At 36.5% G+C, this 26588-nt stretch carries 24 protein-coding genes, 1 tRNA gene and 1 pseudogene; 8 read left to right on the forward strand and 18 right to left on the reverse strand.

Going from position 1 to position 26588, the window contains the following annotated elements; translation table 11 throughout:
- Window positions 1-95 precede the first annotated feature (95 nt).
- Complete coding sequence (gene cysC, locus Q0992_RS15935; RefSeq protein ID WP_299526747.1) at window positions 96-689, forward strand: adenylyl-sulfate kinase; 594 nt, start codon at window positions 96-98, stop codon at window positions 687-689.
- Window positions 690-1040: 351 nt separating this feature from the next.
- On the opposite strand, the gene Q0992_RS15940 is transcribed toward cysC, so the two are convergent.
- The 12 genes and pseudogenes from Q0992_RS15940 to Q0992_RS15990 all read right to left on the reverse strand — a co-directional run bounded on the left by Q0992_RS15940 (window position 1041) and on the right by Q0992_RS15990 (window position 13561).
- Window positions 1041-1913: a hypothetical protein gene (locus Q0992_RS15940; protein WP_299526749.1), complete on the reverse strand. Its 873-nt coding sequence runs from the start codon at window positions 1911-1913 to the stop codon at window positions 1041-1043.
- 17 nt (window positions 1914-1930) lie between these two features.
- On the reverse strand, window positions 1931-3007 hold the full coding sequence (locus Q0992_RS15945) for a glycosyltransferase family 2 protein (protein WP_299526751.1): 1077 nt from the start codon (window positions 3005-3007) through the stop codon (window positions 1931-1933).
- Window positions 3008-3021: 14 nt separating this feature from the next.
- Window positions 3022-4251 carry a DUF6625 family protein gene (locus Q0992_RS15950; RefSeq protein ID WP_299526753.1) on the reverse strand — a complete coding sequence of 410 codons (1230 nt, stop codon included), beginning with the start codon at window positions 4249-4251 and terminating at the stop codon, window positions 3022-3024.
- On the reverse strand, window positions 4251-5414 hold the full coding sequence (locus Q0992_RS15955) for an HlyD family efflux transporter periplasmic adaptor subunit (RefSeq protein WP_299526755.1): 1164 nt from the start codon (window positions 5412-5414) through the stop codon (window positions 4251-4253). Before Q0992_RS15955 ends, Q0992_RS15950 begins: the two co-directional genes overlap by 1 nt.
- Before the next feature lie 145 nt (window positions 5415-5559).
- On the reverse strand, window positions 5560-7758 hold the full coding sequence (locus tag Q0992_RS15960; protein ID WP_299526757.1) for a peptidase domain-containing ABC transporter: 2199 nt from the start codon (window positions 7756-7758) through the stop codon (window positions 5560-5562).
- Between the two features lie 153 nt (window positions 7759-7911).
- Window positions 7912-8718 (reverse strand): hypothetical protein, encoded by an 807-nt coding sequence (locus Q0992_RS15965; protein ID WP_299526759.1) that lies wholly within the window; start codon window positions 8716-8718, stop codon window positions 7912-7914.
- 156 nt (window positions 8719-8874) lie between these two features.
- Window positions 8875-9426, reverse strand: a complete 552-nt coding sequence (locus Q0992_RS15970; RefSeq protein ID WP_299526761.1) for a class I SAM-dependent methyltransferase — start codon at window positions 9424-9426, stop codon at window positions 8875-8877.
- A gap of 172 nt (window positions 9427-9598) precedes the next feature.
- Entirely contained in the window at window positions 9599-10603 is a 1005-nt protein-coding gene (locus Q0992_RS15975) for a VWA domain-containing protein (RefSeq protein ID WP_299526762.1), read from the reverse strand.
- A gap of 108 nt (window positions 10604-10711) precedes the next feature.
- Window positions 10712-10876, reverse strand: a pseudogene (locus Q0992_RS16900) (integrase core domain-containing protein); the annotation flags it as partial.
- 110 nt (window positions 10877-10986) lie between these two features.
- Window positions 10987-11172, reverse strand: a complete 186-nt coding sequence (locus Q0992_RS15980) for a hypothetical protein (RefSeq protein ID WP_299526764.1) — start codon at window positions 11170-11172, stop codon at window positions 10987-10989.
- 118 nt (window positions 11173-11290) lie between these two features.
- Window positions 11291-12874: a vitamin K epoxide reductase family protein gene (locus Q0992_RS15985; RefSeq protein ID WP_299526766.1), complete on the reverse strand. Its 1584-nt coding sequence runs from the start codon at window positions 12872-12874 to the stop codon at window positions 11291-11293.
- A gap of 426 nt (window positions 12875-13300) precedes the next feature.
- A complete protein-coding gene (locus tag Q0992_RS15990) occupies window positions 13301-13561 on the reverse strand; it encodes a tyrosine-type recombinase/integrase (RefSeq protein WP_299526768.1) in 261 nt (86 codons plus the stop codon).
- A gap of 207 nt (window positions 13562-13768) precedes the next feature.
- Here Q0992_RS15990 and Q0992_RS15995 point away from each other — a divergent pair, with 207 nt between their 5' ends.
- The gene (locus Q0992_RS15995) at window positions 13769-14041 is read left to right on the forward strand and encodes a hypothetical protein (protein ID WP_299526770.1); all 273 of its coding nucleotides are present in this window, start codon (window positions 13769-13771) and stop codon (window positions 14039-14041) included.
- An 83-nt stretch (window positions 14042-14124) separates the two neighbouring features.
- Here the strand turns inward: Q0992_RS15995 and hxsC are convergent, their stop codons facing one another.
- From hxsC to Q0992_RS16015, 4 genes are all read right to left on the reverse strand, one after another.
- On the reverse strand, window positions 14125-15276 hold the full coding sequence (gene hxsC / locus Q0992_RS16000; RefSeq protein WP_299526772.1) for a His-Xaa-Ser system radical SAM maturase HxsC: 1152 nt from the start codon (window positions 15274-15276) through the stop codon (window positions 14125-14127).
- A 2-nt stretch (window positions 15277-15278) separates the two neighbouring features.
- A complete protein-coding gene (gene hxsB / locus Q0992_RS16005; RefSeq protein ID WP_299526774.1) occupies window positions 15279-16772 on the reverse strand; it encodes a His-Xaa-Ser system radical SAM maturase HxsB in 1494 nt (497 codons plus the stop codon).
- Window positions 16769-17125 carry a His-Xaa-Ser system protein HxsD gene (hxsD, locus tag Q0992_RS16010; protein WP_299526776.1) on the reverse strand — a complete coding sequence of 119 codons (357 nt, stop codon included), beginning with the start codon at window positions 17123-17125 and terminating at the stop codon, window positions 16769-16771. Before hxsD ends, hxsB begins: the two co-directional genes overlap by 4 nt.
- Window positions 17126-17539: 414 nt before the next feature.
- Window positions 17540-18628, reverse strand: coding sequence for a hypothetical protein (locus tag Q0992_RS16015; RefSeq protein ID WP_299526778.1), 1089 nt, complete (start codon window positions 18626-18628; stop codon window positions 17540-17542).
- A gap of 620 nt (window positions 18629-19248) precedes the next feature.
- Between Q0992_RS16015 and Q0992_RS16020 the strand changes: the two genes are divergently transcribed.
- The 4 genes from Q0992_RS16020 to Q0992_RS16035 all read left to right on the forward strand — a co-directional run bounded on the left by Q0992_RS16020 (window position 19249) and on the right by Q0992_RS16035 (window position 22736).
- Complete coding sequence (locus Q0992_RS16020; protein WP_299526780.1) at window positions 19249-20082, forward strand: polysaccharide deacetylase family protein; 834 nt, start codon at window positions 19249-19251, stop codon at window positions 20080-20082.
- 5 nt (window positions 20083-20087) lie between these two features.
- Entirely contained in the window at window positions 20088-21506 is a 1419-nt protein-coding gene (locus Q0992_RS16025) for an NAD(P)-binding protein (protein WP_299526782.1), read from the forward strand.
- Between the two features lie 481 nt (window positions 21507-21987).
- Complete coding sequence (locus Q0992_RS16030; RefSeq protein ID WP_299526784.1) at window positions 21988-22317, forward strand: hypothetical protein; 330 nt, start codon at window positions 21988-21990, stop codon at window positions 22315-22317.
- Window positions 22318-22463: 146 nt separating this feature from the next.
- A complete protein-coding gene (locus tag Q0992_RS16035) occupies window positions 22464-22736 on the forward strand; it encodes a hypothetical protein (protein ID WP_299526786.1) in 273 nt (90 codons plus the stop codon).
- 638 nt (window positions 22737-23374) lie between these two features.
- On the opposite strand, the gene Q0992_RS16040 is transcribed toward Q0992_RS16035, so the two are convergent.
- Entirely contained in the window at window positions 23375-24640 is a 1266-nt protein-coding gene (locus tag Q0992_RS16040; protein ID WP_299526788.1) for a site-specific integrase, read from the reverse strand.
- Between the two features lie 43 nt (window positions 24641-24683).
- Window positions 24684-24756, reverse strand: a tRNA-Met gene (locus Q0992_RS16045).
- 215 nt (window positions 24757-24971) lie between these two features.
- Between Q0992_RS16045 and Q0992_RS16050 the strand changes: the two genes are divergently transcribed.
- Complete coding sequence (locus Q0992_RS16050) at window positions 24972-26339, forward strand: sodium:alanine symporter family protein (protein WP_299526790.1); 1368 nt, start codon at window positions 24972-24974, stop codon at window positions 26337-26339.
- On the forward strand, window positions 26326-26588 hold a 263-nt coding region (locus Q0992_RS16055), incomplete at its 3' end, for a GTPase (protein ID WP_299526792.1). The genes Q0992_RS16050 and Q0992_RS16055, both read left to right, overlap by 14 nt.

The raw sequence follows: 26588 nt of genomic DNA on the forward strand, positions 1-26588 counted from the left end.
TCTTACCTTATTTGTAAGAATTAATTTACAGTAAATTCATAAATTTATGCCTATGATGGCAAAAATGATTTAATCTAAGAGTAAAATTCAGAAAATTGGAGAAAACAATATTTCCTGAAACATTCCGAATATCAAGAAATGTCCGTATGAAACGTAATGGACACAAATCACTTATGATTCTGTTTACAGGACTCCCTTGTTCCGGAAAATCGACACTTGCCAATGCCTTGGAGCAAAGACTTTTCTCAAAAAACATAAAATCATACATACTTGATGGAGACAATTTAAGAAACAATATCAATAAAAATTTAACTTTTAGCCCCAATGATAGATCTGAGAACCTTAGAATTGCTTCTGAAATTTCTAAGCTATTCATCGATGCAGGAATTGTCGTACTTGCAGCGTTTGTTGCACCGTATGCAAAGCATAGAGATGAAATCAGAAACTTAATCGGGAATGCTGACTTTTTAGAAATTTTTGTAAATACCAGCTTGAGAACTTGTGAGAAACGTGATTCCAAAGGTCTATATAAAAAAGCTCGCAAGGGAAAAATTTTTGATTTCACAGGTATATCGGCTCGATATGAGCAACCAAAGAATCCGTATATAGAAATAAATGAAGACTACTCCATCGAACAAGCCACAGATTTGATTTACAGCAAATTAGTCAAGAAACTTAAGATAAGTTAGTTAATTTGAATTAGAAAAGATTAACAAAACTGGAGGCACTTACTTTAAAATTTTGAGCCACTCTATCCGTACCGCAGAGCCTATGAAGATAAAATAGCCGAAAAGGCATGTCTATGCCTCTCAAAATGAGAAGATGAACCTTTGGTTTTCGAATCACTCTTGATTCTTCGAGATATCAAGTAGTCAAATTAAGAGATTGTGGTTAGAAAATCTGGATTGACCACTAGGATGTCAAAGTCTCTCAAATTCAAAATAAAAAGTTCAAAAAAACGATAATTTCTGACGTTAAAAATTGCTGATTTTTGTTCAAAAACTGTATGTTCTGATAAATTTATGTATATATCAAAAAAATTACTGCCCTTGATTGGAGTTTAATTTCAATGCCTCTCGAAATAAGTAACAAGCACTGATTTTATCATCCAAGGCAAAAGTGTTGCAGAGCATTCGAATCAACTTTTTGTTTTCATCCATTTTTTTGTTTTGCTGTGTTGATTTGACCTTGTCTTTACTAAAAGACAACAACACCTCTTGCCATTTTTTGAGCCATAAATGCTGGAAAAAATCTTTGTCAGTATCTTCATTTGACGAAATCAGTTCCAGAATTGCTGATTTGTTCGCTCTAAAATTTTCTTTATTCAATGTGTTGACTTGTTGCAAAGAATTTTTACTGATTTTTTGATATTCATCAGCCAATAAAGAATCAAAAATTTCAATAGCCTCTCCTATGTTTTCGGGTATCGTTCTGCTAAAAATAGAAAACAATTGCAGCATTATTTCAACCTGTTGATTAAGGGTGTCTTCGCCAAAGTCCTTAAAAACTTGAAGAATCACCTCGGAAAGACCTTTTAGATATTCTTTGAAATGCTGGGATTCTTTTTCTAAACTATACGGTTCAAAAGCCCCATAGTGGATGGAATTGTTCTTGAAATTGAGAAACAATCCATGTTTGGGAATTAAACTTTTTTCAGATGGGGAAGGATTTTTTTCAAGATAGTCATTGAAGTATTTATGGAAATTCATCGCAACTTGTCGGGTGTTATTTTCGTCAGCAATTAAGGTCAGCCTCACTTGCTCTCCTCTTTCCATATTTAAACTGACAAAATAACCGCGAACATCTTTGTTGTCTATGACATATGGGTAAATTGCTCCAACAATGATTTGGTGCCAATTGGGTTTTGCATAAAAAATTGAAATACATAAGTATTTTTCTCTTTTCCCTTCCATCGAAAATCTACCAAAATTTAGATTAAAGAAGCATTACCAAAGCTATCACCGTTAACCTTGATAATTTTATGTTTCTTGTTTTTTTCCATTATGATACGATTGTTGATTTGGGAAAAGAACATGATCAGTTCTGACAATTGTGATTTCTTTTCGATTTCAAAATATTCAGTGATTGTTCTGTGTTTGGTTTTTTTGATGAGGCTCTTTTTGTCTGTCAAGACTAATTCAATGGTGCAGCCACTTTCGTCTTCCAGAATAATTTTATCAGGAGTTTTTTTCCATTCGCCTTGAAGCCATGAGTTATTCAACAAACTGTTGTAGTGTTCAAAATTTTTGTTCTGGAACAAATTGTCGATTGATTCTGAGTTGTAGAGCTTGTTGATCACCACTTTGCCTAGATAGAATTTTTTGTTTTTGAACAGATACAGAAGCTCCGAGACTGCATGGTTGAGATAGTGGATGTAGATTTTGAAGATGTCTTTTGTGTTGGATTCGTTTTCTATTCGTTCGTCGTCACCATGTTCCACCGATTTTAGATATTTTGGATCATCAATGTAAAAAGCCTTTCTGCCTATCATTTCGAGCCTGTTCCATAAATCATAGTCCTCAAACCCATACCCGACCATGCTTTCGTCATAGCCATTGATTTTCCAAAAATCCTCTTTCCTGAGGCAAATGCGCCCATAAAAATCAGCACTGGTCTTTTTTCTGTCAACTGCCGCGTAGCAATTTTGATTGTTACAAAAAACATTGTTTACGTATTGAGCGAAACCGTTTCCGATAAAATTATCAGCGTCGACATTGCAAATGATATCACCAGTGGCTTGTTTTGCAGCAACGTTTTTCGAATGGCTTCTTAGAAAGGAATTTGGCTCTTTCGTCGTAAAATATTTTAAGATTCCTTGCTGTATGTATCCTGACATTTCAGCATTGATCCACTCATCCAATCCGTCTTTTGAATTATAATTGAGTACAACAAACTCTAAATTTTTGTACGAAATATTATCAGTAATGTTCTTGGGCAAGGTCTCGCGTATATGGTGCAACCTGTTCATGCAAACCGTACAAAAAGAAATTTTCAGTTTTTTATTCACTATAGTGAGAAAAGTTATTCTGATGGGCCGAGCCTATGAAATACTTCCCTTTGGCCATCTGTCCTTGTGGCAATGATTTCATCTTGCTTTTTTTGAAGAAGCAATCCAATATCGTAGCCGACCAAAAGCGATGGGTTGTAAAAGACAGGATCTAATTTTATCATTGAAATTTTCGGATAACTCAGGCTCATATAGAATTTGTTCTTCACTTTTGCGATTTTCAAAATCTTGTTCCGACAGGCATAAGTACCCAGATATTTATTGGGCTGCCTTGAAAAGAGTGTGTGAATGCCAATGATTACTTTATTGATTTTTAATAATAGATTCCTCCAGATTTTCCTTGATGTTACCTTGGAATTGACCCAAAAACGAGAGGTAAAGCCGATTAGGGAGTTTTTAGGATACTTAAAGAAGCCATTTTTCTCAATATAAAAAGTGTCTGGTATTCTTATCCAAGAAGGCTTGTAGAAATAGTCGTTTTCTTTTAACTGTATGAAATGATATAGCAACACTTCATATTCATTGTTCAAAGAAAGTATTCCCTTATCCCATTTTAAGTTTCCAGGGATTCCCTCGCAAACGCAAAAATCAAAATAGGGTCGAATCGCGCCCTCTTTCTCTTCTTTTTTGATGACATGCATCATGCTCTCTATTGACGAATCTGTATCGAAAATATTCATTCCTCCGAACAGGAAGCCGTGTTGAAAATTACACTCATCAAAACAATAATGAGTGTCAGAGGCGAATACAAACTTGTAATCCCTACTTTTCATAAAAAGTTTATTCACCTGGGGAACATTCCGGTATAACATAAAAAAACCTGAAGGATAATCATGTCTTACACTAATTGTGTCATATTTTGAAAGCACTTTGGCATCGATAAAACTCGCAATGCGCCCGAAAACCAAATCGATGTCCCCATGGCCCCAAAACTGAAAATCCGAGAGCAAATCCTCAAAAATATAACCGTAGGCAGGTTTAAAGTCGCATAATTTGTAGGCCCGACTCAAACTCACCTTAAAACCAAGTTTAGAAGTGGCAAGTTGTTCGACCTCTATAAGCGATCTGGAGATGAATTTTATGTTTTTTGGATATTCTTCTGGCGGGTCTATGTCTGAAATAATAATAAAGGTAATCTCTGTATTATGGGAACAAGACTTGATAAAAAAATCAAAATACCAAGACCATGACCCGTAGTATAGGTAAATCAATGCAATCGAATATGAATCGGCTTCTTTTTTCATCAATATTTAAAAATATCCTTGAATTTGTAGAATATTCTTTCGGCTATACTTAGATCTTCCGTAATGATCTCGGCATTGCCCAACAACTCTTGGTCAAAAGGCAGTGTTTGATTATATGATGTTTTGGTACCGTCGGGTAACGAGATATAGACAAAGTAATTGCCATTACTATCAGGTGATACAGAGATATTTTCAACCTTCCCCACCAACATGCCGTATTGCTGATATGGAAAATTATCGAGCTTTACAAGCACTTTTTGTCCAATACTTATCTTACCTGCATTTTGGGATGGCACCACAAGTTTGCCCACTAATTTTGAGGTATCGAGGGGTAGGATTGAAAACACCGTCTCCCCCGTACTTATGTACTGATTTTCACCCCAAAATTTTTGAAAGCCGATTTTGCCGTCTATCGAAGCTTTGAGAACATAATTGTGTTCCCAATCCATGATGGCCTTTCTTAGCGCAATCAAAGATTGTGAAAGATTGGATGCTGATTGGGCATAGTCTTCTTCTTTGTTGATAAAGGTGCTTCTCAGGTTTTGGGTGGCTGAACCCATCGTTTCTCTAAGCTGTGAAATGGAAATGGTCATGGCGTTGATGTCTTTTTCCATCTGAAGCAATGCCCTCTTTTTGGCCTCAAACTCCTGTTGGGAGATAACCCCCTTTTCGAAAAGGCTCTGGTGCCTTTCATAATCGTTTTGTTCCAATTCGAGTTCTTGTACTAAAATTTCTTTTTGTTGAAGTTGGCTGTTCAGTCGTGTCTTAACCTCAGAAAGGGACTGTCTATTGTTCGATAGTGCTCCAAGATGGGGCTTCAGTTCCCTTAGCAGTTTAAAATCTGTGAAGTGTGCTGTGAATGTGAGGTATGCAGGTTCAACGTCACCAAGTATTAGCTTATTGGTATAATCTATGGGAAAGAAATAAAATGTGTTTGCCACTCTCAAAGTGTCCACCAATGCTTTCAGTTTATATACATCCTCATTATTGGCAGTATTGCGAATTATTGCCAAAATTTGGTCTTGGTGGATTGTGTCTCCATTGTTCGCATAGATTTTATCCAAGGCACCTGAGGTGCGCGCAACTATTTGTTCCGCGGGTTTTTCGGAAGTGACCGCAATCTTGGCCGTAACAAAATCGGGGTAGCGTATAATGTTTGCCAATATCAAGATCAAACAAGTGAAAGCAAAAATCAGGGTTATGCCCCAACGCACAATCCAAGAGGGAGGGTTGGTCAATATTTCCTGTACTTCCTCAGACCGTAGCTTTAAATTTATTATTTGTTTTTTTTCCAATTCCATCTTGTCCTTAACCGCTCAGCCTTTCGAGCTCCAACTGATTTTTTACCAAATTATAATAGATTCCTTCTCTGTACAGCAATTCTTGATGGGTGCCAACCTCTTTGACCTCTCCTTCATCCATCACCACTATTTGGTCGGCATTTTTTACAGTGCTCAATCTGTGGGCAATGATCAATACGGTCTTGCTTTCAAAAAACTTGCTCAGATTTTCCATGATGATGCGTTCGTTTTTTGAATCTAGGGCGGAGGTGGCCTCGTCAAAAAACAACATCTCGGGATTCTTATAGATGGCCCTTGCTATGAATATTCGCTGTTTCTGCCCAGTGCTCATTCCTGCTCCTTCATTCCCAATCTTGGTATTGAACCCCAAGGGCAATGATTGGATATGGTCATGGATGTTTGCAATCTTGGTCGCTTTTATCAGTCTTTCTTGATCGACGGTGTCTTGCCCCACCGCAATATTATAGGCAATGGTGTCATTGAACAAATACCCTTCCTGCATCACCACACCACTGTGGTCACGCCATGTCTTGTGAGAAATGTTTTCAAGGTAATTTTCTCCATACAAAATCGTGCCTTTTTGTGGGGTATAAAACTTGAGTAACAACTTCATCAAAGTGGTCTTGCCACTACCGCTTGCCCCAACAATAGCTGTTATTTTTTTAGCAGGTATTGTCATGCTGAGGTTTTTGATAACATTCTCATCGCTGCCCACATAGCGAAAGGAAATGTCTTTTAATGTCAAATCACAATCGGGTTTAATATGTGATAGTAAAGACTTGTCCTTTTTTTCCTCGTCTTCTTTTTCATGGATTTCTCCCAAACGTTCCAAACTTATCTTGGCATCTTGATAGGAGCGTATAAAATTCACCATCTGGCCGATGGGCCCGTTGAGTTGGCCTATGATATACTGGATGGAAAGCATCATGCCCAAGGTTATAGAGCCTTGAATGACCAATACGGCCGAGGTAAAAGTAATGACGATGTTTTTAAGCTCATTGATTACCAAAGACCCTACCCCTTGGGTCTGTTCCAATGCCAGACTTTGCATTGAAACCTTGAACAATCTTGCCTGCACATATTCCCATTTCCATCGTTTCTGCTTCTCGGCATTGTGCATCTTTATTTCCTGCATTCCGTTGATTAGCTCTATTACGGTGCTTTGTTCTTGACTTAACTGTGAAAACCGCTTATAATCCAGTTCCTTCCTTCTTTTGAGAAAATAAACGACCCATATCACATACAGCAGGCTGCCAATCGCGAAGATGCCAAATATCATGAGGTTGTAATACATCAAAACCGCCCCAAAAACCACAAGGTTGAAAAAAGAGAACAAGGTATTCAACGTCGATCCGGTAAGCAGACTCTCAATTCGCGAATGGTCTTGGATACGTTGCATGATATCACCTGTCATTCTCGTATCAAAATAGGCGATGGGCAGGTTCATTAACTTGATAAAAAAATCAGAAACCAAGGAAATATTTACCCGAGTGCTAAGATGCAATAAAATCCAACTTCTGAACACATCAACGCTTGCTCGACCCAAAAAGAGCATCACTTGGGCCAAAAGCACCACATAAATAAAATTGATGTCTTGGTTTTGTATGCCTACATCAACAATGCTTTGTGTTAAAAAAGGGAAAATGAGCTGAAGCAAACTCCCCACCAAAAGCCCGATGCACAATTGGAGCAACAGCCCCTTGTATTTGAACAAATATTGAAACAAAAACCGCAGTGATTTCTTGTCGGTATCTTCCCATTCCAAGGTTTTGAATTTGGGTGTTACCTCTAACAACAACACTATTCCTTCCTTGGTTTTTTCGGTGGCATTGTTGCCGATCCATCGGGGTATGAACTCTTCTTTTGAATAGGTAATCAGGCCATAAGAGGGGTCAGAGATAAATACGGTGTCGTTCTTGATTTTATAGACCACCACAAAATGGTTGTTGTTCCAATGCACGATGCAGGGCAAGGGGGCTTCCTTGAGTTTTTCAAAATTTAATTTGACACCGATTGACTTAAAACCGATGGCCTCTGCTGCATCACTCAACTTCAATAAATTACTGCCTGCGCGGGTAGTCTCTGAAAGCTCACGGATCTCTTGCAATGAAATCAGTTTACCGTAATGTTTGGCAATGATTCGCAGGCAAGTGGGGCCACAATCCTTGGAATCGGGTTGTTTATAGAAGGTGAAATGATTTCTCAATTGACTTGATTTATTTTTCCAAAAAGACCTATAATTTCTTTTAAACTATCTTTTCTAAAGCTAAAAAGGACCTCTCTTATCCTGAACTGATGTTATATTAACAGTTTTAAAATAAATTTAAGTGATAATAGAGGTGAACATATAAGATTTACACTAATTACTTATAATATCATTTAAGTCTCCGAAGATTGGTTTTGACAACTCAAAAATTTCCTTATCATGAAATATATCCATAAAATTTGGGTTCTCCTTGAGTGATAGAAATCTCTGTGTAAACTGTTTCTTATTGCGAATAGGCTTGATTCCGGTAAAGGAGCTGCCATAACCAAAATTAGGAATTTGGTAAAGTTGATTTATTTTTTTTGCAGGAATTTTCAATGATTTTAATTTTTTTTTTTGATAGTCCAAATCCAAGCACCATCGATTATAATTGATAGTTATGCAATTGGTTGAATTGTTAGACCATCCTAGGAAGCTTTTGGCATGATCCTTCCAAAGAGCAATGACTTTTATGCGATAATCTATTGAAGTTCTAAATTTATGACCTTCCTCTGTTTTCCAAGCGTATCTACTTGCAAAAAGATTGAAAGGATCCCTAATGATTAGTATATTAAAGTGGTTGAAAGTCTTCTTAAAAATGTTCTTTCTGCTTAAAAAATCATTTATCTGCATATCTTCATAAGTACAAGCAATAGCTGGGAGTCCTAGTTTCCATCTATAAATAATATAGTAAACATCTAAGGGGGTTTCGGAATTATTGATGTCATTATAATGGACAGAAAACCCGGGGTAATGATGTAGGATCCATTTTATAATCGCATGATTCCCACTTCTGCGAAGTCCAACAAAGTTAAAAAGAGTTACACTGTTTAACCTTCTCAAAATTTCATAAATAGCACGATGATGAATTTCACCATTATTCACTTTTTCATATTTATTCACTTGAATGTTAGAACACATGATTTCAATTTTTTAAGGACCGGCTATTTCAGAGAGGTCATTTGAAGCCTTCACTGGGTTTACACTAAAAGGGTCGTCGCTCCATCAATAATTAGTCTTTTTCGTCCATGTCACTGGAAGGATAGTGAATAATATTTTTATTTTGTTATGAATAGGTCACCTTATTTTTTCAATAATAAATTGTGTCCCTTTGATGTAAGTTTTGCCAATAAAATCTTCGTTCAGTTTTATGAATTCATCCACAGCTATTGTAACTCCGTTATCCCACCAACCCACAACATTGTAGTCATCACCGGTGATAAACCCCCCTATTTTTACTTTATTCCATGAAATATTTAGATCCTTCTTAACATAGTCGTAAGTGTGATTTCCGTCAATGTATACCCAGTCCAAACTATCGTTTGGAAAAGTGGAAAGAGCCTCGCTTGAGAAATTTCGCTTGATTTCTAATTGCTTATTGTTTATTTCCTTTTTGAATTTGTCAACTATATAATTATAAACCTCATCCATTTTCTTTTGACTACCTATCATACCACCATACCAAGCCTTTTGATATTCAGATATATAGAGGTATGGGTCAATAAGGTAAAGTTTTTTTGGTGCCGTTCTATCCATTATTCTTCTACTAAAATCCCCTAACCATGATCCAATTTCAGCACATATGGAGTACTTCGGCATCTTATCCAATAAGAAATTTCTTGGGTCCATATAGAATCAATTAATTTTTTGAATACTTTTTACTTGAGGTTGTTTGTTGATTTTGTTTAGCGTAAGAAATGGCACAATTCATGTACATATAGTTTTCCCATAAGCCATATACCCTATAAGTTATAATCTTATTATTTCTATGAAAAGGATACAAGTAATAGAATAGACAATACTATATAAAACTCCGGAAAATGGTGACTTTTAATATGAATTCTAAAAGCAATAACATTACCGCAAGTAATACCAATGGCCTGTATTTTTCTTTATAATTGTAGTACTTAAACTCTTCTATTTCTGTTTTCTCTAACTTATTAATTTCTTCATAGATTTCTTCTAATTTTTTATTATCCGTAGCTCTAAAATAAGTGCCTCCAGTAGCTTCGGCTACTTCTTCTAATAGTTTTTCATCTATCTCAACCTGAATATGTCTATATTCAAAGCCTCCATTTGGTAAGGGGGAAACAGGAGATAATGCCATGCCATTAGTACCTAAACCAATGGTGTATATTTTAATATCATATTCGGCAGCAAGTTTACTAGCAGTAAGAGGGGTTACGAAACCTGCATTGTTTACCCCATCAGTTAATAAAATAATGATTTTACTTTTAGCTTTACTATCTTTTAAACGATTCACTGCTGTTGCTAATCCCAAACCAATAGCAGTACCATCATCTATAAGATTATCATTTCTAACACTCTGTAATGACTCCAAAACTATAGCCTTATCACTTGTTATTGGTGTTTTGGTATAACTCTCCCCAGCATACACTACCAACCCTATCCTATCATTTGGTCTTCTTTTAATAAAATCTGCCGCTACCTTTTTTAAGGCTTCTAGTCTATCAGGTGATAAATCTTTTGCTAACATACTAGTAGATACATCAATGGCCATAGCAATGTCAATACCACGTGTAGTTTTTGTTTTGGTTGATACATCAACAGTTTGAGGTCTTGCTAAAGCAGTTATTATCAGGGTTAGGGCAAGTAACCTTAAAACAAATAAGACATGTCTAAATTTTGGCAGCCAAGAATTAGTGCCTTTAAATCCTTTTAAACTAGAAATTTTAAGTTCAGCTGTTTGTTGATTATGCTTAAAAATATACCATAGTATTGCTAATGGAAGTGCTAAAAGCAACCAAAACCACTGTTTGTTGATAAACTCAATTTCTTCAATCATTCCCTTTCTACTTTTTTAATTTCTACAAAATTTAATATCAGTGCTTCAAATTAAATCAAATATGAAGCATATATTCTCAAGGAAAGCATAATTTTTATAATTTATTACCTAGTGTATTAACAAACACAACATAGATTCGTTTCGAAAGTTTGTAGAAATTAGTTCATTATTTAATATGGAAAAGCGACCCTTTCCATATTTCTCCAAAAATCCTATTGGAGTAAGTTTTTGCAATGCTTCATGTGGCCTTTTTGTATTGTAATGTTTGGCCCAACGTACCGAATGTTAATATGATGTAGTAGTTAGTTTTTCAGGTCCTGAAATTTACTTAAATAAAAACAATGCAAGTAGAGAGCAATCTCTAATTGCATTGTTTTATACGCCTAGTGAAGACGGCAATAACCTCTCCCAAAATCACAAATACATTGTGTACCACACTTAGTAGTATCACCCTCATGACATGGTTGACCAGCACAAAGATCATAACCCCCAAAGATGCTTTTTAGCTGCTCTCTCTGGAGTAAATCATTTGTTGAAAGGCTCAACTTTTTTAAACTAAGTTTTTTCATAATGAAACAAATTAAAAGAATATATTTGCCTTGACGTTTAAGGTCACCAAGGTTTGTGACCATTCTTTCGCAAGAATGTCGTCTGTGGCCCAAGAATTTCCTTGGGCCATTTTTGTTATTACCCCAATACTTCCTTTAAATCTTCAGCACTGTATTCCCTTGGTAGTTCACGGCCGTTTATGAATATAGTGGGGGTATACGTTATTTTTTCGGCACTGCACCATTTTCCCATAGCTTCTATCTTTTCATCCTGAGCTTCAAGTTCCCCATTAATCGGGTATCGATTGGCAAAAGTCTCATAATTTTTCTCCTCTGATAGGTACCAGTCATCTAAAGCCTTCTGCGTTTTGGCTTTATCTCCTTTAGAATCGATCGCCATGAAATGCCTCACAGGTTTCGTCTTTTTGTCATCCTTTTTAATCGATGTCGTAAATATTATTTTTAGGTTTATCTTTTCTTTTTGGTATAATTCCTCCAGCAGGGAATGTACCCCTGCACAAGGCCCACAATAAGGACTACACACCTTTAATACATTGTACTTTGCATTTTTATTCACAAAAGAAATGCCTAAACCTTCTGTATTTGTAGTTATTTTTCGAGTTTTTGACAGGAGGCCATGAAGGACATCAGGATTGTTCTTTATTTTCTTGAGTCCTCTTTTGTGCAAATTGGTTTCTTTTTCTTTTTCCAGAAGTGGCTTGAGCAATTTCCAACCAAGAACAGGCAGCAACAATAATGTTATCAGCAATGGAAATTCATTAAAGCTTATCGTTCCTTTGAAGAGCTTCCCCAAAAAAACGACTAGAATTTCGGACACCAAAATTCCTTGTACAATGACACAGAACCTGCACCATTGTTTGATAACTATACCTTGATAATAGGCCGACAACAATATAAATGGAACCGCACCAAAACTTAGATAGGCCAATGTCACCAACGAAGTTTTAGAGAAACCGGTAAAGAGCAAAAAGGATAACGTTCCAAAAAAATAGGCAAATCCTATAAGTCCAAGGCTTAGTTGTCCGTTCAATATTTTGGAATATTTCGAGTTTAGAACAGAATCACAATTAACTTTTTCGCCCCCAGAACAGAAGCGTTGAAGTGTTGGGTTGTACTTGTCCACTTCGTACCACAACAACATGACACCAATGACCAATCCAACAAACTTCAATATGGCATAACCTCCTATAAGGACATTGACCAAATTGACCATTAGAGCATGGTCAAGAATGTTTACAATCCCCAATGCAACCAATGAAAGTGTAACCAACCATTTTAGTGCGGTTATAGATTTTCTTTCAGAAAGCCTCTCTTCAATTCCTGGCTCCTTGGACTTCTCATTTGGTTCTGCCAAAAGACATACTCCAGTCCATTTTTTTAGAAATTGTTCTGTTGTCATTACCACCCGCTTCCCTTTATCATCAAGATATACCGTTTCCTCCTTAGAATATCGAATCAGAACATAGAACATCCCACGACCAACGGATAGTTGTATTAAGCATGGAAGTGGAAACTCTTTAAGCTTTTGCCTGTCCGCTTTGACTGGAAGGTTCTCAATCCCATATTTCTGTAAGGTGTCGGAAATACAGAGCAAGCTTGGGTAATCGGGGTGGGAAAGGATACTTTCTTCAATAAATGAATTCGTGTATCGAAAGTGGAATCGGCGTAAAAGTGTCTTTAGGGCGGCAACACAATTGTCCATTTTCAGCTAGTGTTTTGTAAAATATTTCTTATATGTTCTTACAAAGCTAATGTAGTAATTTATTTACAAAAATCAAATGGTTTAATATGAAAAAAGCATTATAGAATTATTATCTCTAAACCTTTAGAAATATCTTAGCCCCCAAATCCTACCATGGCCGATGCGCATGGTTCCTTCGGAATTTCTTCTGCGTTCGGGAAGATAAGCGGGAAGCCCCACTTTAAAGTAGGGTGAAAAGAAACTCCATAGGGCGTATCCAAATGTGGAAATTTAAGGAGTCTTCGAAAACTTTCTCTCCATATTCCAAAAGTCTTTAAATTGATTCTGCATTTTTCATTGACCTACACTTGAGGTGAATACCTAAAGTTAATAATTTAATCGAAGAGGATCTTTTCGTTTATCAGTGCTTGAGGCAAATGTGGCTATTTATGCATCAAGCAACAATGCCGAGTCCTCATCCAAAACCGCATTGCCAAATTCTTTTAAATAGGTCTGGGTGACCTTTATGTCCCGATGGCTAAGTACTTCAGAGATGATATCCGTTGAGACCCTTTTGAACTTGAGACAGGCGGCGTAGCTGTGCCGCGCTACATAGGAGGTGACCCTTTTATCTATGCCCGCCATCAAGGCCAGCTCCTTGAGCCCCATGTTGTACTGCTGGAGTACCTTCTTCTTACGGTATTCCAATTGCAGGGGAGTGAGCCCGTCCCTCAGTAGCATGGGGAAGACATAGGGCGTATCGAGCCTATTGTCTCAAAAACGTTGGATAAGATGTTGGAGATCTTATTAAATTTAAGTACCAAATACCTATAGTATCTGTAGAAAGTATAGTAGATCTGAAGGTAGTAACCAATAAGTTCAACATTATACATAGAAACATAAAATTCGTTGTCATTGAAAATCAGATTTAATGACAAGAGTTCGAGCCTTAAATTTCAATACATTCTCCGAGGAATATCAGGAAAATGGAAATTAATACCCGATGGAGAAGAGAGATTAGATTTCAGTAAGTTCTATAACAATAAAATTTACGCCTTTAAAAAAAGTGATTTTGACTTAGGTGCTGAAGTAATTGAAGAAAAGAGAAGGCTCAGCGTTGGCCTTTTAACCCTCCCTTTTAAAGCAAGACCACAAGACAACTTTACATTTGATCAGAATTCAACTTGAGTTCTACAATGAATCTTGCTCTAATGTAAATCTTCAACTAAAAGTGGACTGAACTTGGTCTAAAGTTAAGTGATGGTTTTGCTTTAAGTAGGATCTATTTGAAAAGCTTTGATGTATTCACTATGCTTTATTGTGGAAGAAGCGAATAATCCCCCACATTTGTCGATAGCTGCACACTTCTGGCATTCTTCAAAGAAAATATTCTTCCAATCGGATATTGAATTTTTATTATAACACCATAAACTTTCTGGTAGGAGACAAAGGGGAGTATTATATATCCATGCATTAACCCCTCTTTCATTAAGAAATTTCACCGATCTCTCCAATTCCTCCATATAATCATAGGGGTCAATCCAAAGATCTGACAGGTTTGCAAGAGTAAATCCTGTTATTTCTAATCCCATAAATACAACTTGATCTACAAAAGGCAAATTTCTATAAATAAAGTTTGATAATTTGAATAATCTTGGTACGGTGAGCTTGTGAATTACCACCCTAATTTCAACTCTTATCCCATATCGCTTTAAATTGTGGATTCCCATTATAGTCTGGTAGTAGGCATCCTTACATTGCACTATATGATCATGAGTCTGATAATAATCACTGTACAAGGGAATACCTAACATTATTCTAGGGTTATTTACTTCAGAAAGTTTTTCAGCATACCTATTTATTGCAAATAATCTTCCATTGGTAAGTATATGAACCTCAGTATTAGGTAATTCTATTTTAATAAGGTCGAGCAGCTTAAAAAATAGTGTGCCTAAAAGCATAGGTTCTCCGCCAGTGAGCGTTAACTCATAACAGTTTTTAGGGATCAGAGGGATTAATTTCTTGTGTATATCATGAAGAAACTCAATGTCATTTCTATCTTTTGGAGGTTGTGAGCACATTAAACAATTGCTATTGCATCTCTCCGTTAGTAAAATAAAATTATGCCTAGAGTTAACTCTATATAAAGTTTTTATTTGACCAGTCTGTCCTATTAGTAAGATGTCATCCTCAAAAATATGGGAAAGTTCATTTATCCTAAATACTGCTTTCCCCATGAAATTCTTATTTAAATCAGCAGAAGTTGTGAGAAGTACATATGAACCATTCTCTTCGTTTATTGGGTCGTTTTCATCCAATATCAAGCAATAATTAGGATCAGTCAATTTAAACTTGAATCGTGTAGCTTTAATTACTAACGGTTCTGTAATGTTTACTGGAATACCTTTGGTTCTTAATTTCATGCCTATTTAATCCAACTTTCCAAAATATCCCTGGTCTCATCATCGCTGTCCATCAGTGTCAATAAATAGCGAATAACCTCCATATTTTTATTGCAAAAAGCACTAGAAGGCCTATAACCATACATATCTCCTTGAGTCGCCCAATTATGGACGGGATCAGCCCCACAGTATACTCTGAATGCACACTCAGAACAACCTGCCAATGATTCATTAGTCCAAACCTGAGCAATTCTTCTAGATTTTAGACCGTAAATAATTTCCTCGTATTTATTTTCTAATAAATGACCTAATCTAAAAGAGAAATCTTTTTGTTCGGCAAGCATACGACTCTCATCTGTAGCATATACAGCCCCGTCATAGTTAAACACTACAACCCCATTAATTAATCCAGCTGGGGATTGTAAATCTACATATGGAATATTAAATGGAGTAAGAATTTTGGTTAGTATTATTTTACTAAAGTCCTCAGTAAAAAAATGACCTTCTTTATTGATTTGAATAATTCTATTTAGAGCTTTTTTATAGAAATGCAAGAACACTTCTGTTTCATATCGGTTTTTCTCTGTTCTCAAGGCAAATCCATACGGACTAATATTTCTTAAAAATATTCCAGAGAAACCTTGCTCAAAATATTCATTTACAATTTCTACTGGATAGTTTAGAGAATGAGAACTTGTCGTCATCAAAGCTGAAACTTTATCATGCCCTAAAATCTCCCTGGACAATTCTATCCCTCTAATAGTCAAATCATAACTGCTGCAATTAGGTTTATTTCTGTTCTTGTCATGTACGTACTTGGGGCCGTCCAAAGAGGTAGAGATCAGCACCTGGTTTATCTTACAATACTCAAGGATTTCTTCGTTTATAAGTGCTAGGTTTGTACAAATAACATAATTGATACTCTTCCCGTAAATTGGAGCAAATTCCTGAGCTTTTTTTATCGCATACTTGATATTATCGAAGGCCAATAGGGCTTCTCCTCCCTGAAATTCCATTGTGACGTTAGGATTGGGCGACTTCATCATGAATTCAATTCCCTTATCAATGGAAACTAAGCTCATGTCATATTTCTCCTTATTTTGAGTTACTCTGGAAACCTGACAATAGGCACAGGTATGTTCACACCTAAGAGATATAACAAAAATATGTAGGGAGGTAAATCGATCTAGGAAAAGTTTTTTAGTCCTGAACCTTGTGGCAATCAAATCGATATTCGGAGAATAAATCTCTTCGGAAATAAAGTGATTCGATACTAAATCCTGATATAATTCAGGATGCTTTTCTTTGGACAACTCCCTTTTTACAATGGTTTCATATGTGCCAACAGGTGCAAAAATAAAATCACCAATTTCATTTATAAGAACTTCTCGATTCTTGTTTATCCTATGAAAATTAAAGGGCATTAGAAAGTACTTCCCCTTAGACTGATCATAGTAATCATAGTCTCTAAACTGGCGAAAATCTTTTCTTTTCCGGTCAAAAACTTTCTTGTTCATGGAAATTTTATGCCTATCGGATCATCGAAGTCACCTTTTGGGTCTTCATCATATTCACCATGAGAAAAGGCCTTAGCAATAATTAACTCTCGTATTGTTTTAGTCTCATTACTAACAATATCTCTTAGGTTATAATCAATAAATTCTTGATTCAATTTGCCTTTCAATTTTTCAATTCCCTCTTGATCCAAGGGTTTTTTAGAAATTAAAATAATACTATAGTAGTGGTCATCCTCAAGATTAATTGAAATATCGAAATCTTCAGAATACCAATAAAGGCATTTTACAATCGAATTTTTTGAATATACTCTTGAATCAAGTTTGAATTGAAGTGAAAAGTCTTTGCTAGGCATTTATATTGAACTAGAAGAATGGGAAGCATGAGAAGCATGGGACCCATGTGAAGAATGCGAACTATGAGAGGAATGACTAGCCTGTGCACTCTCCAGGGTGTAATAGACAGAATCAGCGCTAGTGGTCAAAATCAATTGTGGTTTTGAGTGTTTGTTTGATATGGTCTCCTTAGATTCACCTTGATCTTTTGAATTGTGGCCTGAAACAAAACCCACAGTTCCTAATAAGGTTAATGATGAAGCAACTACAGAAGCAACTTTTTTCGACAATTTGGAATCCTCTTTCATTTTGTGAAGATCATATAATGAACCATCAAATTACCAAAAATTGTTCAGAACTAAAAATGATAAATATCATATTGGACCTCTCTTAATTGGTATAAAGTGACTTAAAATCAAGGAAAGACAACCTAATTACAATGTGTGGTTAACTAACTTTTTGATAGCATATCCCTTGCCTCTCTTTATAGTAATCATATCTAGTTCTTCTAAAATTTTAATAGACCTGTTATACCTCCCACGAAAAATGCTCTCCTCAAAATAATCTTCCCATAACAAGTAAACCTCCTTTTGATTTATTAATTTCTTGATATCTGCAGTCACAAGGTAGGATCCCATCATGGCAAAATCAATAATTGGCAACTTTTCACTACAGTAGTTCTGTAAAAGAACTGATTGATCCGTAATTACTATAGCATCTTTTGACTGGGTAATTTTTATCAGTTCCTTTATTGGAGTAATTCTTGTTTGGGTTTCAATATTTATCAAATCATGTCTTGATTCATAAGACAAATTAAATAGAAAAGGCAGCAACAAGATTCCTAGAGAATAAAGACCTATGGTTACGAGTTTTTTCTTAAATCGAGTTTTACAATAGATTACTGATTTATAGATGCCATAACCGGCAAGAATTGAAAAAAAAGGAGATAATAAATTAATATGTCTTAAAGATTCAAAAGACGTAACGACATCATTTCTAACAAAATAGTAGCTTCTGTGATGAAGCGTGTTAATGAAAATTAAAGCCACTAAAATGAGTAATGGATATGACAAGTATGGTCTTTTTTTAAACTCAATAAGAATATAAAATGTTCCTATTAAGGCTAAAGGGGCATAAATAAAAAACCAATCAAAATTGGAAAATCCTTTTAAAAACATAGAGACTAGAGGAATGAAGAATTTGAATTGAAACGGATTTCCCATTGCATATTCTCGTTCCATTTCTAAACCTAAACCAATCTCAAAGACATTAAAATAATATACACCTAGTGCTACACAGAAAATTAAAAAATAGCCAAATTCCTGAGTTAATATTCCTCCCTTATCTCTATTTCTTATTAGTCCACCAAAAACATATATTAGGGGAAAAAGTATAATGATTATGCCCTCTCTTTTAAAGTGTATTAACAACACAAATAAGACAATTAAAGATGAAAAAAGAAGTATGGTTCTACTTCTACCTTTCTCCTCAAAATACATAACAAAAAGTATTAAGGAGATCATAATTAGACCACTTACACTAGTCTCGAATAAAGCCGAAGAATGAAAACTATTGAAAACCGGTGTGGTGATAAAGACAAAGGAAGAAATTAATGCAAACTCATGACTATTTTGACATTTATAACAAAAAATATAAATGCCTATTAGTGAAATAAAAGCAAAAAATAAGTTTAAGAATGAGACATTTATGTGGTTATAACCTACAATTTTATGAACTAAGTATAAAACCGAAGGGAGTCCTATTAAATTACTCGGATAAATAGAACTTATTTCACACTCTGAAAGTGAGCCTATTCCACATGTTGTTGCCGAAAAAGTAAATTCTAAATTCCTCTGATTATATATCAAAAATCTTGAAACTGAGTTGGCCAAATATGAATCCTCATATTCCAGACCTTTGAAAAATTTAAAATCGTTAGGAATTTTAAATAAAAGGAATAAAAAAAATATAGATATAATCCAAGGAAACACTTTTTTACGATTAGGCCCAAGTCTGAGCTTCTGCTTTAACAACAGGACAAGAAGCACTAACGATAAAATAAAAAGTAGATTTATTAAAACTAGAATCGATATCATTTAGTAAAAACCATGAAATTAGTGGTGCGGTTTGAGTAAATTAACAAATGCCAACAGAAAGAAAAAATATACTTACTATTGATTGTGAAGATTTTTTGCTCTTACCGGCATTTAAGAATCTTAAATCTGATATTGATTTAAATCAAATGATCGATAATCAGATAAATGCAATTCTTATAGAACTTAGAAATGCTAATGACACTAAAGCCACTTTTTTTATTGTAGGGGAAATTGCAAAACGTAACCCAGATCTAGTTAGACGTATTAGAAATAATGGTCACCATTTGGGATCACATAGTTTTAAACATTCCAAGGCGTATAAACTAACCAGATCTGAATTTCAATCGGATCTTGAAAATTCCATAAAACATATTACCACAGCAAGTGGAGAAGATGTTGACTGTTATCGTGCTCCTATGTGGTCATATAAGCCCAATATGTACTGGTATTGGGATGTCTTGTCAAAGAAAAATATTAAATATGACTCTAGCATTTTTCCGATAAATCGGTGGATGTATGGCAATCCCAAAGCTCCTAGATTTACTCACGTCAACCAAAATATAATCGAATTACCCCCTTCTACCATTAAGATTTTCGGTTTTAACCTGCCTTTTTGCGGAGGAATTTATTTCAGATTTATGCCTTATAGAATTATTAGATATTTTATAAAAAGGTTAAAGAAAAAATACAATCATCCCATATTGATGTATTTTCATCCGTGGGAGTTAGATCCAAATCTTGTTAGAGTCCAGAATATTAGAACACTGTATAAGTTTGTTTTATATCATAACACAAAAAACTCAATGAAAAAGTTTAGACGACTAATAAATGAATTTGAATTTACTTCCATCAATGATTATTTTATAAATAGCTCTATTTAATATAGATGGAAAAATTCAAGTATGTAATTATAGGTGCTGGAGTTACAGGACTCGTAGCAGCAAATGAACTTGCCAAAGATTGTCCTGGTGAGGTTTTATTAATAGAAAAAGAGAATGAGGTAGGTGGATTGTTAAGAACAATCGAAAGGAATGGATTTCGATATGATATAGGATCTCACATAATACATGATGAAATTGAACCAGAGACGCTTAAGTATGTGGATGAAGTATCCGGCGGATTGCTAATTAGAAATAAGCGAATTGGAAAATTAGTTTTTCGCAAGGCTTATATTAGGTACCCTTTGAAGTCTGTTAACTTTTTGTATGGATTAGGTCTGAAAGAGTCAATTATTTGCACCATTTCCTTATTAAGGGGTCGATTAACTAAATTATTCTTACTGAATCCAAAAAATAAAGATCAAGGATATGAAAAAGAACTTAAAAGAAATGTAGGCTTCAGGGCATATGAGATATTTTACCGACCGTACGCTTTAAAACTTTGGAATGTTGATCCCAATTTAATTTCTAGCTCCGCTATTAAGAGACAGTCCGCAATGGTAGGACCTTTAACTCTAATTAAACAATTTGTTCGTTCACTAATTACTAAAGACACAGATAGATATTATTACTATTTAAAGGGAGGCGTAGGTAAATTTCCTGATGGTCTTGAGAATATTGCTGAGCAGAATAGAGTTAAAATTGTAAAATCTATTCAGGATTTTGAAATTTCAAAGAATACCATTGCTTTTAAGAATAATCATATTCAGCAGTTAATAGAATACGATTATCTAATATCTACAATATCGCTTCAGGCTATTATAAGCAAACTTAATTTCAAAAAAGATGACAAAAAGCTACTAAACTCTGTCCAATTCAGGGGGCTTAAGCTAATTTTTCTTCATACTGAAAATGATGTTTTAGTCCAAGGAGAGTGTTTCTATTTGCCCGAAACAAAATATTCCATTGGAAGAGTTTCGATACCCAAGAGGTTTTCTAATTCTATGAATCCAAATGAAAAAGTAACGGGAATTATATGTGAAATACCCTGTTCCCCAAACGATAGAATCTGGAACTTGTCTACAGAAGAAGCGATAAAAGTTTGCTATAAGGACCTAATTGAAGCAGGACTGCTAAGAAATAGAGCTTACGAAAAATCAGAATTTGATTTTCATATCAATGTGAAAGATGTATATCCAATGTATTACAAGAATTGGAAAAGCCATATAAAGTCAATTTTGAAAATAATCGGAGAGGAACACCCCAAACTTTATATTGCCGGTAAATCCGGATTTTTTATGCAATCCAATATGGATAGATCTATCAGGATTGGTAAAATGCTTGCCTCAAATTTAAAGGACGGAAAATCAGCTAGCCAATGGTATCAAAATCTAGATTATTTCCATAACTTAATTTTAAGAGATTGACAGATTATGATATTTATCATTAACAAAAGCATTTCAACATTTATATTCGGAATGAGATTATGCTCTTTTTTTAGAAGTGCTTCTGACTTGCTGGCGTGTCCATGGATGCCTCCTATCAAATCTAAATTTTTCATACGCATTGCCACCGATTTGGGCATATAAAAATGAAATCAATCTACACTCGAATAATCTTTGAATATCAAAAGAACTATTACAAATTCCTAAATTTTTGGGTGGCTAAAAAGAAGGATGATAATTCATTTTATTTTCATTTCTATGATGATGCAAATAAAAACGTAATGGTTCCTAAACTCCTTTAGAAAAAAGAGATTATAGTAAAATTAACTTCAATGATTATGCAGAAACTAATTTTATCAGAGACCATTTATCTATTCACCAGAGTGGTTTAATACATTCGAGAGATAAGGAAGGTAACAGACTACGCGACGGAATTGTAGGTTTTAGTTTTGATGAAATCAAAGTGTCAAAATTGATTTTGGTCTGCGCTCCAAAAGAAATACAGCAATTAACACTTCATCAAGAAGTTGATAAATCAAAAGATTTGATTATTCATTTAAATAAGAGCATTTCCCCATTTACACTTCATTTCGATGTTTTTAGAAAATCAAAAGTGTCAGAATTAGATATATCTAACCCAAATTTATTGTTTGGAGGTTTTATCCTAGTTGAGATTGCAGAAAAAGAATTTGGTCTAAGGATTTATGGTCAAAAAGTCCTCGGCAAACCATTTTGGCCGCCTTTCAATTTAATTCTAACGAGAATAAAAAACAACCAAGTACAACAACCGTAACCGTTACGCAACGCCTTTTTCAGATAAAAAGTGAAACTTTTTAAGCCCTTTACTAGGGTATTTTGTTTTTAATCCATTGGCATTTTAGAATGAGTAACTTTAAAAGTTCAAAAAAAGATAATAAGAGAATGAAATATTTCTTTCCATTGATATTATTATTCATATCATGCAATGAGAACACTAAGTTTGATAGCGCAGAGTGGAAGAGTTCTGGTGGTGAAGGGATTGTACTTGATACAAGATTGAATATGGTTGATGATTTAATTAAAAATGAGATTCTGTTAAATAAGGATGAAACTGAAATAATTGAGCTTATAGGTTCCTCTTCCAGGTTAAATAGTCAAGAGCATGAATCTGTAAAGTATTTTGCTGTACAGGAAATATATGATATGGATGGGATATCGACCCTAAAGAAATGATTTTTTTGAAAATTAAGTTTGATGAAAAAGGAAAATCCAAATCTGTCGAGACATTTTCAACTAAATAGTTTAAATAAAGGATGTTTCCCAAATCGCTTTGATGAATATTGGTGTTTCATGGATTCGGTATATTGACCTTTCCGGTCAATAAGCCTCTTCCAAATATCTTGGAAACAAAGCCCAAACTGTCCCTGGACTTTTGAGGGTCCGGCCAGTTTGGGCTTTTCTTCCGCTATTCGGGGAACCCATTTTTATTCCTTTGGGACCTAATTTGGTCAAACATTCTTTTTTTTGGGTTTAATTATTGTTTTTCAAGGATATAATTGTTTTTTGCAACATATGTTGTCATACCTTTTGTTGTACAATTTTCGGTTTGATAGGAACTTGAAAGGAAATTGAAAACAATGCTCTGGAAGTGTTCCGATCTAGGGCAGTTTTATGGGGCTTAGAAGTGATAACATATTGAACCTCTTGGTCGATAGCCTTTCCGTGGAAGAATTGGAGGCTGCCCTATCCCGTAAAAGAGGGATTCTGTTGGATAGGCCAAAACCCATGACGGAAAGAGAAAGGTTATTAGAGGGCTATCGAAGAAGAATGGTCGCCTTGGGGATTTTATATCCCCCAGTCGAACCTAGCATCTAATTCAGGTAGCCGCTATAATCGTCCGGTAGTTCAGCATCGATATCACGCAAGTAGGCCTTTAGGGCATCCAAAGTGGAGTGCCCGGTGATCAACATTACCTTGTCGTAGGTTTCGGTTGTGGAAAATTCTTTCCGCAATTGACGGTACAGCTTGGTGATGAACGTATGACGGAAAGAATAGATGGTGTGGTCTTGCCCCAGTTGCAGGGACTCGCCCAATTCTTTCAAGTGCATATTGTACATTTTTTTGGCTTTGTTGAACTGTTTCGAGAAATAATCACGACGGTTCGTTTCCGTGGCATCCCAAGGGCCTACGCCCGTAGGGGTGACCAGGTAATCCTCCGCATTGGAAAAGTCCAATCTTTCCAGTTCAGGGAGGATAAGGTCGGGAACGATCTTTGTCTTGACCAGCTTGTTCTTTGCCCTTACGTGAAGCACCTTTTGGGACAGGTCGATGTCCTTGATCTGAAGGCGGCATACCTCAATGGGGCGTAGAAAATTGTACGAGACCATTTTAATGAAGAACAACAGTTGTGGGTCCTCTGCTTCTAAAAATTCATAAAGGCCGTCCACCACCTTATGGGAATAGGCTTTGTTTCGCTTGGGCCTTGATTTCAGTTTCTTTATGCTGTGCACAAAGTTTCGGGGAATGATCTCATTGTCCACCAGAACCGAGAACAGGGCCCCCAGCACCATCTTGGCATTGTTTCTGTTACGGGCGCTCGACGCCTTTTGTATGGAATTCAGGTAGTCGTTGACCACTTTTTTGTCAACTTGCCGGATGTCCCGATGCAACAGCCCTTGTTGTTCCAAATGGGTCTTGAACCTGTTCAACCGGCTTTTGTAGTCCCTGACGGACGATTCGCTCAACAAGCCCTTCTTAAGTTCGAACGCAAAGTCAAGGGCGGACTCGGCGGAATAACTGATGGACCGTTCGTCCCTTTCTTGTTCGTAAGGGCTATAGCCGTCCTTCAGCATCTGGTGCAGCGCATCGCGGATCAACTGCAAATGGAACAACCGCTCTTTTTTGGTCTTGTACCTTTGGTTGACCCTCAGCATAATTGGGGTTTGCCGCTTGAGAGTCGGGTTTCCCTTGTCGTCCCTTTTGGTGGGATGCTCAAAGGAATAATAGACATACCAACGCTTGGAGAGGTCAAAATCCTCCCCGCCGTGATAGATTTTTGGTTCCGTGAATCGCTTTTTCAAACCGTGACTGTATACGGTAGCGTATACGGTTTGTAATTTATCAAAAAAAGAACCCATTGTCAAGAGGTTTAAATACCTGCCTATCAATGGGTTAATCTAGTAGCGGGGACTGGACTCGAACCAGCGACCTTCGGGTTATGAGCCCGACGAGCTACCTACTGCTCTACCCCGCGATATATTTTAACGTTGCCCTGCGGTAACAACTTATCGTCAATTTTTCAAAGCCTGGAACCCGACGAGCGGACCTTGTGCTGAGCGTAGCCGAAGCATACTGCTCTACCCCGCGATATGGACGGCAAATATACGACGGTTTCTTCGATTCACAAAATGAGACCTACTTACTTTAGGTCTGATCGATGCAAGATGAGAATTGCTTAACTTCGACCGCATGGACGCATTCAATGATTTTCTTTCCTCCATGTTGCCCTACACCGAATGGGCCATGCTCATTCTGTTGATCGGTGGAGGGCTTTTTCTTGCTTTTTATTCAAAATTATTGCCCTACCGATATTTTGGCCATGCCATTGCCATCACCTCGGGCAAATATGATGACAAAGACGCAAAGGGCGATGTGAGTTCATTGCAGGCGTTATCGTCAGCAGTTGCGGCGACAGTAGGTCTGGGGAATATCTCGGGAGTGGCAATAGCCATATACATGGGTGGTCCCGGGGTTATTTTTTGGATTTGGATGACGGCATTGTTGGGTATGGCCATCAAATTTTATTCCTGCAGTCTGGCCATCATGTACAGAGGGGAAGATTCAGAAGGAAAACTTCAAGGGGGGCCTATGTTCTATATCACCAAGGGTATGGGCAAAAAAGCAAGGCCATTGGCCGTTTTCTTTTGTGTTGCCGGTCTGTTTGGCTTTTTGGGAGTCTTCACCGCCAACCAGTTCACACAGACTTTTATGAACGTGGTCAAGCCTGATGAAAACCTTATGGTATTGGGAGAATTCAATTGGAAATTGACCATCGGGATCATACTTGCCTTGATTACCTCTTTTGTCATTTTCGGGGGACTCAAAAAAATAGCCAAGGTAGCTACCGCCATTGTACCGTTCATGGTATTGCTCTATTTCTTGGCAGTGGTCGTGGTGATGTTCATGAACGCTTCGGAAATACTGCCATCATTGAAACTCATTTTTGCAGAGGCCTTCAATTTGAAGACGGCCGTTACCGGTGGTTTTTGGGGCTTGGTGATACTTGGGGTGCGTCGGGCCATGTTCTCAAATGAGGCAGGTCTGGGCAGCGCGCCCATGTACCATGGCCAATCGAAGACCAAAGAACCTACAAGAGAAGGTTTGGTGGCCATGTTGGGGCCGTTTATCGATACCATTGTGGTGTGCACACTGACCGCTGTGGTGATTATTCTGAGCGGGGCGTATTTAGAAGCAGAGAGCAATGGCATCATCATGACGCTGATAGCTTTTAAAAAATCATTGTTCGGGGTAGGTGATGTACTGTTGATGGTCATTGTGGCCGCCTTTGCCCTTTCGACCCTGTTCACGTATTCATACTATGGCGTAAAATGCCTTTCTTTTTTGACCAATGCCAAGATCGGTAGGTTTTTCAACTGGTATTTTGTCGCCACCATTGTCTTTGCGGCGGTCGCTTCTGTCGATTTGGTCATTAACCTCATCGATTTGGCCTACGCCCTGATGGTCATACCGAACATGATTGCGGTGCTGTGGTTGGCACCGAAAGTGAACCAATCGGCGAAAACCTACTTTTCAAAACTTCAGGATGAGCGCGCATAAATCTGGCTTTGTAAACATTATTGGTAACCCAAATGTGGGCAAATCGACCTTGATGAATGCCTTTGTCGGAGAAAAGCTGTCCATTATCACCTCTAAGGCACAAACGACCAGGCACCGCATTTTTGGAATTGTGAACGGAGATGATTTTCAGGTGGTGTTTTCAGATACCCCAGGCATCATTAAACCGGCTTATGAACTTCAGGCCTCGATGATGGATTTTGTCAAATCTGCCTTTGAAGATGCCGATGT

The sequence above is a fragment of the Winogradskyella sp. genome (genome assembly GCF_028289625.1).
In the GTDB taxonomy this organism is placed as follows: domain Bacteria; phylum Bacteroidota; class Bacteroidia; order Flavobacteriales; family Flavobacteriaceae; genus Winogradskyella.

Coding starts and splice junctions, on each gene's coding strand:
- Q0992_RS15940 (WP_299526749.1), bottom strand. CDS start 1,913: ATGGAAGGGAAAAGAGAAAAATACTTATGTATTTCAATTTTTTATGCA.
- Q0992_RS15950 (WP_299526753.1), bottom strand. CDS start 4,251: ATGAAAAAAGAAGCCGATTCATATTCGATTGCATTGATTTACCTATAC.
- Q0992_RS15965 (WP_299526759.1), bottom strand. CDS start 8,718: ATGTGTTCTAACATTCAAGTGAATAAATATGAAAAAGTGAATAATGGT.
- Q0992_RS15970 (WP_299526761.1), bottom strand. CDS start 9,426: ATGGACCCAAGAAATTTCTTATTGGATAAGATGCCGAAGTACTCCATA.
- Q0992_RS15975 (WP_299526762.1), bottom strand. CDS start 10,603: ATGATTGAAGAAATTGAGTTTATCAACAAACAGTGGTTTTGGTTGCTT.
- Q0992_RS15980 (WP_299526764.1), bottom strand. CDS start 11,172: ATGAAAAAACTTAGTTTAAAAAAGTTGAGCCTTTCAACAAATGATTTA.
- Q0992_RS15985 (WP_299526766.1), bottom strand. CDS start 12,874: ATGGACAATTGTGTTGCCGCCCTAAAGACACTTTTACGCCGATTCCAC.
- hxsC (WP_299526772.1), bottom strand. CDS start 15,276: ATGAAATTAAGAACCAAAGGTATTCCAGTAAACATTACAGAACCGTTA.
- hxsB (WP_299526774.1), bottom strand. CDS start 16,772: ATGAACAAGAAAGTTTTTGACCGGAAAAGAAAAGATTTTCGCCAGTTT.
- hxsD (WP_299526776.1), bottom strand. CDS start 17,125: ATGCCTAGCAAAGACTTTTCACTTCAATTCAAACTTGATTCAAGAGTA.
- Q0992_RS16015 (WP_299526778.1), bottom strand. CDS start 18,628: ATGATCTCCTTAATACTTTTTGTTATGTATTTTGAGGAGAAAGGTAGA.
- Q0992_RS16020 (WP_299526780.1), top strand. CDS start 19,249: ATGCCAACAGAAAGAAAAAATATACTTACTATTGATTGTGAAGATTTT.
- Q0992_RS16025 (WP_299526782.1), top strand. CDS start 20,088: ATGGAAAAATTCAAGTATGTAATTATAGGTGCTGGAGTTACAGGACTC.
- Q0992_RS16040 (WP_299526788.1), bottom strand. CDS start 24,640: ATGGGTTCTTTTTTTGATAAATTACAAACCGTATACGCTACCGTATAC.
- Q0992_RS16050 (WP_299526790.1), top strand. CDS start 24,972: ATGGACGCATTCAATGATTTTCTTTCCTCCATGTTGCCCTACACCGAA.